Raw genomic sequence first — 14,940 nt, 5'->3', positions numbered from 1 at the left:
CGGGTTGATGTTGCAGGACTCTTCTATATGTTGCTGCGCAAGGATCGGAGCGCCAGCTGCGACGCGACCAATGATCGGCAGGCTGCTTTCTTCGGACTTGGCTTCAAATCCCGGAATCCGGATGCCCCTCGAAGCGCCGGGAGTCATCTCGATGGCGCCTTTGCGTGCAAGGGCCTTCAGGTGTTCTTCCGCCGCATTGGGCGATTTAAAGCCGAGTTCCTGGGCAATTTCAGCACGGGTCGGCGGGTAGCCGTTGTCTTCGAGGCAGCGTTTGATGAAACCCAGAATTTCAGCTTGGCGTGGCGTCAGTTTCAGCATGTCGATCGCTCTGGCTTTTTATACAGTGACTGGGATTATATACAGTGATTGCGTCTTGGCAATCGTCCTTTTTATTCCGACCGCTGGACGGTCTCTGGCGGCCGGTCAAAGGCTCACTGCGATCACTGACTTGCGCGGGGTTCCGAGCCTCTGCTTATATGACTGTTAAGCACTCTATCTATGGTTAAATGCAGGCATGACTGGTCGGCCAGAAAATGGACGGGCAGGGTTGACAAAGGGTCGGTCTGAAACGTATGTTTCAAACAAGTGTTTGTCAGGCGAAGATCATGGCTCAGTCGGAAACAGTGGAACGCATCCTTGATGCTGCTGAACAGTTGTTTGCGGAGAAAGGCTTTGCCGAAACTTCGCTGCGGTTGATTACCAGCAAGGCATCGGTCAATTTGGCGGCGGTGAATTATCACTTCGGTTCAAAAAAGGCGCTGATTCAGGCAGTGTTCTCACGCTTTCTGGGCCCTTTTTGCGTCAGCCTCGACCGCGAGCTGGAGCGTCGTCAGACCAAGCCAGAACAAAAACCCTCGCTGGAAGAGCTGCTGGAAATTCTTGTCGAGCAAGCGTTGGCCGTCCAACCCCGCAGTAACAATGACCTGTCGATCTTCATGCGCCTGCTAGGCCTTGCGTTCAGTCAGAGTCAGGGCCATTTGCGACGCTACCTTGAAGACATGTATGGCAAGGTTTTTCGCCGCTACATGCTGTTAGTCAACGAAGCCGCCCCCCGTATTCCACCGATCGAACTGTTCTGGCGCGTGCATTTCATGCTGGGTGCAGCGGCGTTCAGTATGTCCGGCATCAAGGCGTTGCGTGCTATTGCCGAGACTGATTTCGGCGTGAATACCTCTATCGAGCAGGTGATGCGCTTGATGGTGCCCTTCCTTGCTGCCGGTATGCGCGCCGAGACAGGCGTCACCGATGCGGCGATGGTTTCGGCGCAACTCAAGCCTCGCAGCAAAAGCCCAACTGCCGCCAAGGTTTAGCCGATGACGGGTGGGCGCGGCAGCGTTCATCCGCTAAGCTAGCCGCCCATGCGTAGCCCTCGATTTATACATGCCTCCCTCGCCAGCCCATTGGTACGCCGCCCTGCGGGTCTCCAATGGGTTGTGCATTTGGCTGTCTCCACTGTGCTTGATGCCATGCCTGTTCAGGGCATGGCGGCGTTGAGTTAAGGAATTTCACTATGAGTTCAGGCCTGCAAGGCTCGTTGATGGTAGATGTCGCCGGTAAGTGGTTGACGGCTGAAGATCGCCAGTTTCTGCGTCAACCTGAAGTCGGTGGTTTGATCATTTTCGCCCGTAACATCGAGCATCCCCGGCAAGTTCGTGAACTGAGTGCGGCGATTCGAGCTGTTCGCCCCGACCTGTTGTTGGCGGTGGATCAAGAGGGCGGTCGCGTGCAGCGTTTGCGCCAGGGCTTTGTCCGTTTGCCAGCGATGCGGGCGATTGCAGATAACCCTAATGCCGACGCGCTGGCCGAGCATTGCGGTTGGTTGATGGCAACAGAAGTCCTGTCCGTGGGCTTGGACTTGAGTTTTGCGCCAGTGCTGGACCTGGATTATCAGCGCAGTGCGGTGGTGGGCAGTCGGGCGTTCGACGGCGATCCTGAGCGTGTGGCGTTGCTTGCTGGCGCCTTTATTCGCGGCATGAACGCTGCGGGCATGGCCGCCACCGGCAAACACTTCCCCGGTCACGGTTGGGCTGAGGCTGACTCGCATGTCGCGATCCCGACCGACGAGCGCAGCCTGGATGACATCCGCGCTAACGATCTCGTGCCGTTCGCTCGATTGAGCAAGCAATTGGCCGCAGTGATGCCCGCCCACGTGATCTATCCGCAAGTCGACTCGCAGCCTGCCGGATTTTCCCGACGCTGGTTGCAAGACATCCTGCGTGGCGAGTTGCAATTTGACGGGGTGATTTTCAGCGATGACCTGTCAATGGCCGGCGCTCATGTGGTGGGAGACGCGGCGAGCCGGATCGAGGCGGCCTTGTCGGCTGGCTGCGACATGGGCCTGGTGTGTAACGACCGGGCTGCGGCTGAGCTGGCCCTTGTTACTGCCCAGCGGCTCAAGGTCAAACCTTCGCCGCGTATTGCGCGGATGCGTGGACAAGCTTACGCCACCACTGAATACCGTCAGCACCCACGCTGGCTGGCAGCGCTTGAAGCGTTGCGTGCTGCACAACTGATTGACTGATCGACTAAAGGATTTTGCCATGACTGTTTACGCAATTATCGGCGGTACCGGCCTGACGCAATTGGAAGGGCTGAACATCCGCCAGTCCCTGCCCATGAATACGCCTTACGGTTTGCCTTCCGGTGAGATTCAAGTCGGCGATTACGCCGGGCGTGAAGTGCTTTTTCTCGCGCGCCACGGCCATCCCCACCGTTTTCCGCCTCATCAAGTCAACTACCGCGCCAACCTCTGGGCGCTGAAACAAGCCGGGGCCGAGGCTATTCTCGCGGTTAACGCGGTGGGCGGGATTCATCCGGCGATGGGCACCGGGCATTTCTGTGTGCCGCATCAATTGATCGACTACACCAGCGGTCGCGAACACACCTATTTTGCTGACGATCTGGAGCAGGTGACCCACATTGACTTCAGCTATCCCTACAGCGAAGAGCTGCGTGCTCGATTGATTGCTGCGCTGGCGGCAGAAGGCTGTGACTACAGCGATCAAGGTGTTTACGCTTGCACTCAAGGGCCTCGCCTGGAAACCGTGGCGGAAATTATTCGTCTGGAGCGTGACGGTTGCGACATCGTCGGGATGACCGGCATGCCTGAAGCTGCATTGGCTCGCGAGATCGATCTGGCGTACGCGTGTTTGGCGTTGGTGGTTAATCCGGCCGCCGGGAAATCCTCGGCCGTGATTACCATGGCTGAAATCGAACAGGCGTTGCATGATGGGATGGGCAAGGTCAAAGCAACGTTGGCTCGGGTGCTGGCGGCAGATTAAAACTTTATTGCCTGACAAATCTTCGCGAATGAATTCGCTCCCACAGGTTTGCAGATACTTGTAGGACCGAATTTATTCGGGAGGAATTCAACGCGGTTTCGCCTTCTTCGACGACGGCGAGGGTAAGGGTAGCGGCGCGAACAGGGCGTTGATGTCCTCGCTCTCCAGCTTCCAGTCGCCGGCGGTGCGGCCATCCAGCACACCCGATGCCAGCGCTGACTTTTCCTGCTGCAAGCGCTGGATTTTCTCTTCGACGGTGCCTCGCGCAATCATCTTGTAGACGAACACCGGCTTGTCCTGACCTATGCGATACGCGCGGTCTGTGGCCTGGTTTTCCGCTGCCGGGTTCCACCACGGGTCGTAATGAATCACGGTGTCGGCGGCGGTCAGGTTCAGGCCTGTGCCGCCCGCTTTAAGGCTGATCAAAAAAACCGGTACTTTACCGCTCTGGAAATCCTGCACGGGCGTGCGACGGTCGCGGGTTTGACCGGTGAGCAGTGCATACTCTATGCCGCGTTGCTTCAGTTCCGCCTCGATCAGCGCCAGCATCGAGGTGAACTGCGAGAACAGCAGGATTTTTCGACCTTCGGACAGCAACTCCTCAAACATCTCCATCAGGCTGTGCAATTTGGCCGAGCTGCCGTGCTTGCCAGTGGCGGGCGCGCTGTTGACCAGGCGCAGGTCGCAGCACACCTGACGCAGCTTGAGCAGCGCTTCAAGAATGATTATCTGACTGCGCGCAACGCCCTTGCGGGTGATTTCGTCTCGCACCTTTTTGTCCATCGCCAAGCGCACGGTTTCGTACACATCGCGCTGGGTGTCATTGAGCTCGACCCAATGCACAATTTCAGTTTTAGGCGGCAATTCAGTGGCGACTTGTTCTTTAGTGCGACGTAGCAAGAACGGCTTGATCCGTGCATTCAGGTGCTGCAAGCGCTCCTCGCTGCCTTCCTTTTCGATAGCTTTACGGTAGTTGCTGTTGAAGTGCTTGCTGTCGCCCAACCAGCCCGGCATCAGGAAGTGGAACAACGACCACAGCTCGCCCAAGTGATTTTCCAGCGGTGTGCCGCTCAGGCACAGGCGTTGTCGGGCATTCAAGCTGCGCGCAGCGTGAGCAGCCTTGCTGGTAGGGTTCTTGATGTACTGCGCCTCGTCGAGAATCAGCACGTGCAGCGGCTGCAGGGCCAACAGTTCGACATCGCGCGGCAGTAACGCGTAAGTGGTCAGGATCAGGTCGTAATCTTGCAGGTTTGCGAAGTCGCGCTTCCTACCCGCGCCATACAGCGCTAATACTTTCAAATCCGGCGTGAAGCGTTCGGCCTCATCCATCCAGTTTGGGATTAGGCTGGTAGGCATCACCGCTAAAGAAGGGCGGTCCATGCGTCCAGCTTGTTTCTCAACGAGCAAGTGGGCCAAGGTTTGCAAGGTTTTACCCAAGCCCATGTCGTCGGCGAGAATGCCGCCGACTTCGAGTTCGCGCAGCGATTGCATCCAGCTCAACCCTTCAAGCTGATAAGGACGCAGTGTCGCGTTCAAACGCTCGGGTACGCTGACTGAGAAGTTCTTGATATCGGCCAGACGTTCGGCGAAATGGCGCAGACGTTCACCGCCTTCCCAAATCAGCGGCAGGTCGTCCAGCGCAGCCAGGCGGGTAGCGTCGGCGGTATTCAGGCGCAGCGCGTTATTGCCGTCGTCGCGCCAATAGAAGTCGCCTAAGGTTGCCAATACCGGTTTCAGTCGCCCATAAGGCAGCGCTACCTGAATCGGTTCGCCGCCTCTTTGGGTGAAGTGGTTGAGCTGTACTAAAAGCTGTTCATCGTCGCGGCGTTTGGCAATTCCGCTGGCGCTCATCAATTCTGGATGGCTGCGCAGCAGATTGATCAGAATTGGCAACAGGCTCAGGCGCTCGCCATTAACGATAATCCCCAGCTCTAGATCGAACCAGTCATGCTCGGGTTGCTCTTCGATGACCGCGTACCAGTCCTCGACCGGCGTGACGTTGAAGGTGAAGTCGTCATAGATATCGATCTCCCAACCCTGTTCGCGCAGCACTGGCAATTTGTGAGTCATGAAATTCAGCCAGGCTTTGTCGCTCGGCAGCTCGAACATGTCCCCGGCGCTGTCGGGCATTGCCTTGCTCTGCCGGGTCGCCAGTTTGAAGCCGAGGTCGTGCATCTCCTCGTAGCAACGTTTTTCTTCTTCGGCATCGCGGTGGATGCGCAGGGTCTCGGTTTGATCGTGGAAAACGATATCGACGGGTTTGCCCGTTGCGAAGTACGGACCATACCCAAAGCCCAAGGCGGCGCGGTGCTGGAGGTGCCGTTGCATACGGCCATTACGCGGTTCGTAGGCACTGTATTCGACACTGGCGAGTGTCAGGCGTGGCAGCGGCAGGTAATCGATCACGCGTTCCGGCAGAGTCGGTTTTTGCTCAATAGGACGAGAGGGCGCAGGGGTGGGTTCTGCTACATCCAGCGCCGCGATAATGGATGGCTGATTTTCCGGGGCCTGGAGGAAGAACAGTGCTGCAGCGCAATGCTTACAGTTGTTGCGCACCGGGCAAGTACATTTGGCGACCACGAACTGGCTGTACTTCTCCGGGTCTTTGAGCTTGAGTGTCTGCGTGTAGATTTCCAGGCTTGAGCCTCGGCACAGCGTTTGGACCAGGTCCGCGCTGAGGTGGTGCAACTTGATGCGTTGTTGCCGGGCATAGTCGCGCCCTCGCTCAAGGCTTTGAGTTTTGAAACCATCTGCCCACGAAGAGGCTAAAACTCTTTCAAGAATTGACGACACAGTTCATTACAGCCCTACGCCGCAGCGGTGCTCAAAAGGCAAGGAGCGCAATGCGCTCCTTGAGTGCGTTGTGATAAACGTCGACCAGTATGGCCGGGCGCGCGGTGCAAGTGGAGGGCTTTTACTCATTCACGCTTTTTTTGGCGCAAGGCGCTCAAATAAAGCCTCCAGCGTATTGAAGCGTTCTTCTGGACGTTCCATGGGTACCATGAATTTGAACAGCGTGGCCCCTTCGAACTTGTACCGGTTTGGCTGACCCTGAATCAGTTTGATTAACACCAGCGGGTCGACTTGGGTACTGGCGCTGAACTCGATGCGCCCACCTTGCGGCCCCGCATCGACTTTTTTGATGCCTAATTGCTCGGCCTGCAGTTTAAGCAGCGTCAAGCGCACCAGGTTTTTGGTCGGCTCAGGCAGTAGGCCGAAGCGGTCGATCATCTCGACCTGCAAGTCCTTGAGGCCTTCTTCGTCTGCGGCATTGGCAATGCGCTTGTACAAAATCAAGCGGGTATGTACGTCCGGCAGATAGGCTTCGGGAATCAAGGCCGGCAAGCGCAAGTTGATTTCCGGACCGCCGCCCAACGGTTGGTCGAGGTTCGGTTGTTCGCCCTTGCGAATAGCCTTGACCGCCCGTTCGAGCATTTCCATGTACAGGGTGAAGCCCACAGCCTGAATCTGCCCGCTCTGGCCATCGCCGAGTAACTCGCCGGCGCCGCGGATTTCCAAGTCGTTGGTGGCAAGTACGAAGCCTGCACCGAGGTCTTGGGTATTGGCAATCGCTTCCAGACGCTTCTCGGCATCCGGGGTGATTTGCGCCCGAGGCGGGGTCAACAAATAGGCATACGCTTGGTGGTGACTACGGCCAACCCGGCCACGCAACTGGTGCAACTGGGCCAGACCGAACTTGTCGGCCCGTTCGATGATGATGGTGTTGGCGCTTGGTACGTCGATACCGGTCTCGATGATGGTCGAGGCGATCAGTACGTTAAAGCGCTTGTGGTAGAAGTCGCTCATCACTTGTTCGAGATCACGTTCACGCATCTGCCCATGACCAATGCCGATGCGCGCTTCCGGTACCAGTTCAGCCAAGTCGGCGGCGCATTTCTCGATGGTCTTGACGTCGTTGTGCAGGTAATAAACCTGGCCGCCGCGCAGCAGTTCACGCAGCAGGGCTTCCTTGACCGTACTTTTGTTGTTCTCCATGACGAACGTGCGCACGGATAAACGACGTGCTGGCGGCGTGGCAATAATCGACAAGTCGCGCATGCCCGACACGGCCATGTTCAGCGTGCGCGGAATTGGCGTAGCGGTCAGGGTCAGGATATCGACCTCGCTGCGCAGCGCTTTGAGCTGTTCTTTCTGTCGCACCCCGAAACGGTGTTCTTCGTCGATGATCACCAGCCCGAGGTTTTTGATCTTGACGTCGTCTTGCAGCAGCTTGTGCGTGCCAATCACGATGTCGATCTTGCCTTCGGCCAAGTCGGCGACGGCGGCGTTGATTTCTTTGGCGGACTTGAATCGGCTCATCACCTCTACGCTCACCGGCCAGTCGGCAAAGCGGTCGCGGAAGCTGTTGTAGTGCTGCTGAGCGAGCAGGGTGGTCGGCACTAGAATTGCCACCTGACGGCCGCCGTGCACGGCAATGAAGGCGGCGCGCATGGCCACTTCGGTCTTGCCGAAGCCCACGTCGCCGCACACCAGGCGGTCCATCGGCTTGGGCGCGAGCATGTCGGCGCGCACAGCTTCTATGGTGGTCTGTTGGTCCGGCGTCTCTTCGAACGGGAAGCCGGCGCTGAAGGTCTCGTAGTCGGCTTTCGGATCAGCGAAGGCATAGCCTTCGCGGGCAGCGCGGCGGGCATAGATGTCGAGTAACTCAGCCGCGACATCACGCACTTGTTCAGCGGCTTTGCGCTTGGCTTTCTGCCAGGTTTCAGAACCCAGCCGATGCAGCGGCGCCAAGGCGTCATCGCTGCCGGTGTAGCGCGCGATCAAGTGCAGGTTGGCCACCGGCACGTACAGCTTGGCTTCCTCGGCATAAGCCAACATCAGGAATTCAGCCACCTGATTTTCGACTTCCAACGTTGCCAGGCCCAGGTAGCGGCCTACGCCGTGGTCGATATGCACCACCGGCGCGCCTTCACGCAACTCGGTGAGGTTTTTAATCACCGCATCGTTGTTACCGCCATCGGTGCGTTTTTCTCGACGTCGACGCTGCATCACCCGTTGGCCGAACAGTGGGCTTTCTGCAATCAGCGCGAGGGCTGGTTGTTCCAACACCAAACCTTCGTCCAACGGCCCTATGGTGATCGACAGGCGTTCTTTGCCCTGGACGAAATCCGTCCAGCCGTCGACGGTTTTCGGGCGCAGCTTTAAACGTTCCAGCAGCTCTAGCAGGACTTCACGACGGCCAGCGGACTCGGCAGTAAACAGCACGCGACCGGGAAACTCTTCAAGAAACTTCGACAGTGCAGCCAGCGGTTGAGTTGCCTTGGATTCGATCGCCAGGTCTGGGAGCTGCAACACCGGAAACCGCTCGCGACCGACGCCGGTTTCGACGTCTTGTTGGCTGGCTACGACCCGTGGCCAGCTTTTCAGGCGGGCGAAGCAGTCTTCTACCGGAAGGAACAACTCATTGGGTGGTAGTAACGGCCGTTCAGGATCGACCTTGCGCTCTTCGTAGCGGTTACGTACGTCGCTCCAGAAGTTCTCAGCCGCCTGTTCGATGCCGGGCAGCGAGAACACTTGGGTGTCCTGGGGCAGGTAATCGAACAAGGTTGAGGTTTCATCGAAGAACAGCGGCAGGTAGTACTCAATCCCGGCGGGTGTAATCCCGCTGCTCAGATCTTGAAAGATCGGGCACTTGCGGAAGTCCACATCGAAACGCTCACGGAATCGCGCTTTGAAGCGGGTGACGGCATCCTTTTGCAGCGGAAACTCACGCGCTGGCAGCAGGCGAACCGATTGCACCTTATCGATAGAGCGCTGATTTTCCGGATCGAACGTGCGCAGGGTTTCGATTTCGTCGTCGAACAGGTCGATGCGGTACGGCAGTTTACTGCCCATCGGGAACAAATCGATCAGTGCGCCACGGACCGCGAATTCGCCGTGCTCGTACACCGTGTCAACGCAGCGATAACCACTGGCTTCAAGCCGCGTGCGCATCTGATCAACGTCGAGCTTTTGGCCGATGTCCAACACCAGGCTGCTGCCGAGCAGAAACTTGGTGGGCGCCAGCCGGTGCAGGGCGGTGGTGATCGGAACCACCAGCACGCCGTGGGCAAGCTCAGGCAATCGGTAAAGACTGGCGATGCGCTGGGAAATGATGTCCTGGTGCGGCGAAAAAAGGTCGTACGGCAGGGTCTCCCAATCCGGAAAATGCAGCACCGGCAAGTCAGGCGCAAAGAAGCCGAGTTCTTGTTCAAGACGCTCGGCGCTTTGGCTGTCAGCAGTCAGCAGCAGGGTAAAACGCTTTGCAGCGCTGGCAGCCTCGGCAATAGCGAGGCTGAGGGCAGCACCAGGCAAATTGCCCCAGTGCTGTTTACCTGCCGCAGCAGGGAGTATCGGTAGACGCAGAACGGGCACGGAAGGTTGAGCTCCAAGCGTTGCGACAGGGTCGGCGATTGTAGCGAACGAACGTGTGTGCTGTCAGTTTTCAGCGTTTTACGTGGATGGAATTTATGTAGTGCCGTGTGATCTCACTGTCACGCATTGCTCATAAACAAAGGCGGCGGCATAATGTAGTCCCTTTTTTCAGCCCCTACATGTGGAAGGTTACCGTGACTCAGAAGCCCGACCAGTGTCTTGGTGAATGGATCGATCGTGAGGCCCTCGCCGAGGCGATGATCCCTCTCATCGGTCAGCTTTACCGCAATAATAATGTGGTGAGCTCGATCTATGGCCGCAGCCTGATCAACCGTTCAGTCATTGCAATTCTTAAAGCACATCGCTTTGCTCGTCACCGTCAAGCTGATGGCGGTGAGTTGTCCGTGCATGAGACGTTCCCCCTTCTTAAAGCCATGAGCGATCTTAAACTGGGTGCCGCTTCGGTGGACTTGGGTAAGCTGGCCGTGAAGTACAAGGCCGAAGGCAACGGCCGCAGCGCCGAACAGTTCGTACGCGATGAAATGGCCGATGTAGTGGGTCAACAGAGCGCTACGTCAGGTAAAGGCACCGATGTCGTGCTGTACGGTTTCGGTCGGATTGGTCGTCTCTTGGCGCGAATCCTGATTGAAAAAACCGGCGGCGGCGATGGTTTGCGTTTGCGGGCGATTGTTGTGCGCAAAGGTGCAGAGAATGACTTGGTCAAGCGTGCCAGTCTTTTGCGTCGTGATTCGGTCCATGGTCCGTTCGATGGCACCATCACAATTAATGAGGCCGACAACACCATCACCGCCAACGGCAACCTGATTCAGGTGATCTACGCGAAAAACCCGACTGACGTGGATTACACCCAGTACGGCATCAAGAACGCTTTGCTGGTGGACAACACCGGCGTATGGCGTGATGCCGAGGGCTTGGGCCAGCATTTGACCTGCCCGGGCATCTCCCGTGTTGTGTTGACTGCACCAGGCAAAGGCAAGCTGAAGAACATCGTGCATGGCATCAACCATGGCGAGATCACGCCTGACGACTTGATTGTTTCGGCGGCCTCTTGCACCACCAACGCCATTGTGCCGGTGCTCAAAGCGGTCAACGACAAGTTCGGGATTGTGAATGGTCATGTCGAAACGGTTCACTCGTACACCAACGACCAAAACCTGATCGATAACTTCCACAAGGGTGATCGTCGTGGCCGTAGCGCTGCGTTGAACATGGTTATCACTGAAACCGGCGCTGCCACCGCCGCAGCCAAGGCGCTGCCTGAGCTGGCCGGCAAGCTGACCGGCAACGCGATCCGCGTACCGACACCTAACGTGTCCATGGCAATTCTCAACCTGACCCTTGAGAAGCCAACCACCCGCGAAGAAATTAACGAGTACTTGCGCTACATGGCAATGCACTCAGACCTGCATAAGCAGATCGATTTCGTTAATTCGCAGGAAGTGGTGTCTACCGATTTCGTCGGCTCGCGTCACGCCGGTGTGGTCGATGCTGAAGCAACTATCTGCAACGACAACCGCGTTGTTCTGTACGTGTGGTACGACAACGAATTCGGTTACAGCTGTCAGGTAGTTCGTGTGATGGAAGATATTGCCGGTGTTAACCCGCCCGCGTTTCCGCGATAAGTAAGTTGCGATAAAAAATGCCCTGACTAGTCGGGGCATTTTTTTGCGTGCTGTTTGATATTTAATTCAGACAACAGCCTACTAGGTAGAGCAAGTAATCTGTGGGAGCAGGCTTGCCTGGGAATGCCGTGACTCGGCGGTGACTGCCCCACCGCGTTCGTCGGCAAGCCACACAGGTCAATACCAAACTCCAGACAAAAAAATGCCCTGACGAATCAGGGCATTTTTATCACGACGTGTACAAACAGCTATCAGCCGTTAGCAGGAATTGCCTGAGGCGCTTCCAGTCGGTTTTTGCCTTTGCGGAACAGTACCAGTGTCGCGATCAGACCCAGAAGGGCTGCACCGCTTAACCAGATGCCAGGCGCTGCTTTGTTGTCCAGTGCGTGGATCAGGTAAGTACAGGCCAGCGGGGTAAAACCACCGAAGGTTGCGGTTGCCAAGCTGTAGGCCAGGGAGAAACCAGTTGTCCGTACTTCGGCGGGCATGATCTCGGTCAGAGCAACAACCATTGCGCCGTTGTACGAGCCATACAGGAACGACAACCACAGCTCAACAATCAGCAGGTTTTCGAAGCTTGGGTGGGCAACCAGCCAAGACAGCGCAGGGTAAGCGGTTACCAAGGCGAGGATGGTTGCAGCCAAAAGCAGCGGTTTGCGGCCAATGCGGTCTGACAACGAACCCATGACCGGCAGCCAGATGAAGTTCGAGATGCCGACACAGACTGCCACCAACAAGCTGTCGAGATCCGACAGGTGCAGCTCGGTTTTACCAAACGTCGGGGTGTAAGCGGTGATCAGGTAGAACGACACAGTGGTCATTACTACCAATGCCATGCCGCCCAGTACCAGGCCAAAGTTCTGACCGATCGAACGCATGATTTCGCCAATCGACGGGCGATGTTTGCGTGCCTGGAACTCAGGGGTTTCTTCCAGTGAACGACGAATAATGAAGATGGCAGGAACGATCATGCAGCCGATGAGGAACGGAACGCGCCAGCCCCAGTCACCCATTTCCTCCGGGCTCAGCCAGTGGTTGAGGCCGACACCCAGCAAAGCGGCGAATACCACGGCAGCCTGTTGGCTAGCCGATTGCCAGCTAACGAAAAAGCCTTTGCGGCCCGGTGTGGAGATTTCTGCGAGGTAAACCGAAACACCACCCAGTTCCACGCCAGCAGAGAAGCCTTGCAACAGACGTCCAAGCAACACCAGTAACGGCGCTGCAACACCTAGCGTCGCGTAACCAGGCACACAGGCTATCAGCACCGTGCCCATGGCCATCATCGCCAACGTAATGATCAGACCTTTGCGTCGACCGTGACGGTCGATGTACGCGCCGAGGAAAATCGCACCCAGTGGGCGCATCAGGAAGCCCGCACCGAATGTCGCCAACGACAGCATCAGAGAAGCAAAAGCGCTATCGGTAGGGAAGAAGGTCTTGGCAATGGCCGTGGCGTAAAAGCCGTAGACCATGAAGTCAAACATTTCCAAAAAGTTACCGCTGACAACGCGAAATATCGCCTTGCCCTTGCCCGTATTCGAGGCCATTTCTTATTACTCACTTAGGCTATGTAGCTGGGAATCCCTTGTCGTTATCGTTGCTGCACTGTGGCCTCCTGCCTGCATGCCGCACGTAGATGTAACAATATGTTTAAAGGGGCGCCAAGACAACTAAAAAGGTAGCCTTAAGTCTGATTTAGCAGGGAGTTACGCAGCTTTTTTGATAGGCCGTCCGGAGCCAGCCAGAGGCCAAAGTAGACGCGTGCCAACTCAGTGTTTGCGCTGTTGAAGATCACTTTTCCATTGCGCTCAAGGCTCATTCCGCGCGCAGGGGTGAAGCTGAGGGCAAATCGGTCACCCCGTTGAATATCCTGGAAGCTAGCGTGCAACTGGTCCAGGTCAGGTTTCAAGCGGGTAAGGGTGTCTTTGCTTTGCTGGCGCGCCAACGTTGCATCGGCGGCCTTGATGACGTCCGAGCGGTCAATGTCACGAAAGTAATAGAGTTCCAGGCACTGCGCGCGTTGTTCGCTGAATGCTTGCTCGGCGGTGACGGATGGCTCGTTGAACAGGGCCGCGGCATAGACATCGGCCCATAAGTAGGTCAATACCCCTTGGCCTTTGCGCTCCAGCGCGGGTGACTGGTTGCTCAGTTGAGTGGGGAAGGCCGCTTCTTTGAGTCGGTCTGCGGAGTTGGCCGAGACGGTCGGGCTCAATAACAGCAATAAACAGACAAGCAGATATCGCATAATGGCCGGGCCTTTTTGAATACAGATAAGCAGGTTAAAACAATTTTTGCCCGACGTAGGGCTTTGCGAGCGACAAATGTATTTCGACTGGAGAGCGCGGCGAAAGTCGCTCAGATTTTGCCCTTTGCTGGTAAGGATATCGATATCTGCGGTGCTGATAAGTGCCGTGGCCGCTTGCGGTTCCGGCGAGCGGTTGGAAAGCTTTACCGGCCCGACCATGGGCAGCACCTATTCGGTGCAGTACGTGCGCAGCCCCGACGGACCAAAGACAGCTGAAGTGCAGGCCCAAGTCGAAGCAATATTGGCCGAAGTCGATCAGCAAATGTCGACGTATCGCAGTGATTCGGATATCCAGCGCTTCAATATGCTTCCCGGCAATAGCTGCCAGTCAATGCCTTCGGGCGTCTTGCAGTTGGTTCGCTTTGGGGAGCAGCTATCTGTCGCCAGTCAAGGTTCCTACGATTTGACCGTGGAGCCGTTGCTCGACTTGTGGGGCTTCGGCCCGCAAGCTCGGGTCGAACGCGTTCCGACGGCGCAGCAGATAGCGCAGGTGTTAGAGCGCGTTGGGCATGGGCATTTGCACATTGATGGGGATCAGCTTTGTAAGGACGCCCCGGTTGAAGTTGACTTCAACAGTATCGCCGCCGGTTACGCGGTGGACCTCATTAGTACCCGCCTGCAAACAATGGGTATCCACAGTTTTCTCGCCGAAGCGACCGGCGAGCTAAAAGCGGTTGGCAAAAAAGTCGACGGCTCACCATGGCGTGTCGCGCTTGAAGCGCCGCGAGATGATCAGCAGGTCGCGGAAAAAATTGTTGAGTTGGACGGGTACGGCGTTTCAACCTCGGGCGACTACCGGAACTACTTCGAGCAGGACGGAAAGCGTTATTCCCATACCTTCGACGCGCTGACCGGAGTGCCTGTGGTTCACGGCCTGGCGTCGGTGACGGTCATTGATCACTCAGCGTTAATGGCCGATGGATTGTCTACGTTGTTGGAGATACTGGGCCCGGAGCGGGGTTGGGATTATGCCGAAGTACACAAAATCGCAGCATTTTTTGTGATTCGTGTCGATAACCGTTTTATCATCCGCAGCAGTTCGGAATTCAACAGACTGTTCGCCGATAAATCGAAGTAGGCGGCGCTTTATTGATTCGATTGGCAATGTAGTGCAGACAATATTGGCCTACGACGCGACCAAGGGTTAATGTTCGCGGCGTCGGCGCTTGGTTAGACTGCGCCCCAGATTTTGATCCTTCGTGTCGCTGGCCGCGACATGATTTAGCCAGAGACGCCAGAGTGGCGTTTCGGCCCGTTCTAAAGGAGTACGCATGGCTGTCTACAACTACGACGTAGTGGTACTGGGTTCCGGTCCGGCGGGAGAGGGCGCGGCAAT

The 14,940-nt window shown here is 56.8% G+C and carries 10 protein-coding genes; 5 read left to right on the top strand and 5 right to left on the bottom strand.

Annotated features, from left to right (window positions below):
• Positions 1–318 (bottom strand): transcriptional repressor LexA (gene lexA, locus M0974_RS13490; RefSeq protein ID WP_297837232.1); only part of this gene is annotated, 318 nt, incomplete at its 3' end.
• Between the two features lie 287 nt (positions 319–605).
• Between lexA and M0974_RS13485 the strand changes: the two genes are divergently transcribed.
• The 3 genes from M0974_RS13485 (at position 606) to M0974_RS13475 (ending at position 3,281) form a co-directional block, all read left to right on the top strand.
• A complete protein-coding gene (locus tag M0974_RS13485; protein ID WP_297837230.1) occupies positions 606–1,310 on the top strand; it encodes a TetR/AcrR family transcriptional regulator in 705 nt (234 codons plus the stop codon).
• 212 nt (positions 1,311–1,522) lie between these two features.
• Positions 1,523–2,521, top strand: coding sequence for a beta-N-acetylhexosaminidase (gene nagZ / locus M0974_RS13480; RefSeq protein WP_297837234.1), 999 nt, complete (start codon positions 1,523–1,525; stop codon positions 2,519–2,521).
• 19 nt (positions 2,522–2,540) lie between these two features.
• Positions 2,541–3,281 carry an S-methyl-5'-thioinosine phosphorylase gene (locus M0974_RS13475; RefSeq protein WP_297837227.1) on the top strand — a complete coding sequence of 247 codons (741 nt, stop codon included), beginning with the start codon at positions 2,541–2,543 and terminating at the stop codon, positions 3,279–3,281.
• A gap of 87 nt (positions 3,282–3,368) precedes the next feature.
• Here the strand turns inward: M0974_RS13475 and M0974_RS13470 are convergent, their stop codons facing one another.
• Positions 3,369–6,074: a DEAD/DEAH box helicase gene (locus M0974_RS13470; protein WP_297837224.1), complete on the bottom strand. Its 2,706-nt coding sequence runs from the start codon at positions 6,072–6,074 to the stop codon at positions 3,369–3,371.
• A 129-nt stretch (positions 6,075–6,203) separates the two neighbouring features.
• The gene (gene mfd, locus M0974_RS13465) at positions 6,204–9,656 is read right to left on the bottom strand and encodes a transcription-repair coupling factor (RefSeq protein ID WP_297837222.1); all 3,453 of its coding nucleotides are present in this window, start codon (positions 9,654–9,656) and stop codon (positions 6,204–6,206) included.
• Positions 9,657–9,835: 179 nt separating this feature from the next.
• Here mfd and M0974_RS13460 point away from each other — a divergent pair, with 179 nt between their 5' ends.
• Complete coding sequence (locus M0974_RS13460) at positions 9,836–11,299, top strand: glyceraldehyde-3-phosphate dehydrogenase (RefSeq protein ID WP_297837220.1); 1,464 nt, start codon at positions 9,836–9,838, stop codon at positions 11,297–11,299.
• Between the two features lie 251 nt (positions 11,300–11,550).
• On the opposite strand, the gene M0974_RS13455 is transcribed toward M0974_RS13460, so the two are convergent.
• Positions 11,551–12,846 (bottom strand): MFS transporter, encoded by a 1,296-nt coding sequence (locus M0974_RS13455; RefSeq protein ID WP_297837217.1) that lies wholly within the window; start codon positions 12,844–12,846, stop codon positions 11,551–11,553.
• 137 nt (positions 12,847–12,983) lie between these two features.
• Positions 12,984–13,544: a chalcone isomerase family protein gene (locus M0974_RS13450; RefSeq protein WP_297837215.1), complete on the bottom strand. Its 561-nt coding sequence runs from the start codon at positions 13,542–13,544 to the stop codon at positions 12,984–12,986.
• A gap of 151 nt (positions 13,545–13,695) precedes the next feature.
• On the opposite strand from M0974_RS13450, the gene M0974_RS13445 reads away from it, so the two are divergent.
• Positions 13,696–14,682, top strand: coding sequence for an FAD:protein FMN transferase (locus M0974_RS13445; protein ID WP_297837212.1), 987 nt, complete (start codon positions 13,696–13,698; stop codon positions 14,680–14,682).
• Positions 14,683–14,940: the final 258 nt, after the last annotated feature.

It is taken from the genome of Pseudomonas sp. (genome assembly GCF_026224925.1).
Taxonomy (GTDB): domain Bacteria; phylum Pseudomonadota; class Gammaproteobacteria; order Pseudomonadales; family Pseudomonadaceae; genus Aquipseudomonas.
Note: the sequence above shows the minus strand (reverse complement) of the source record. Positions and strands in the feature narration are given on the sequence as shown.

What these genes read in the sequence shown, in the direction of transcription:
- M0974_RS13455 (WP_297837217.1), bottom strand. Translation starts at nt 12,846, where the DNA reads ATGGCCTCGAATACGGGCAAGGGCAAGGCGATATTTCGCGTTGTCAGC.
- M0974_RS13485 (WP_297837230.1), top strand. Translation starts at nt 606, where the DNA reads ATGGCTCAGTCGGAAACAGTGGAACGCATCCTTGATGCTGCTGAACAG.
- M0974_RS13450 (WP_297837215.1), bottom strand. Translation starts at nt 13,544, where the DNA reads ATGCGATATCTGCTTGTCTGTTTATTGCTGTTATTGAGCCCGACCGTC.
- M0974_RS13475 (WP_297837227.1), top strand. Translation starts at nt 2,541, where the DNA reads ATGACTGTTTACGCAATTATCGGCGGTACCGGCCTGACGCAATTGGAA.
- M0974_RS13460 (WP_297837220.1), top strand. Translation starts at nt 9,836, where the DNA reads ATGTGGAAGGTTACCGTGACTCAGAAGCCCGACCAGTGTCTTGGTGAA.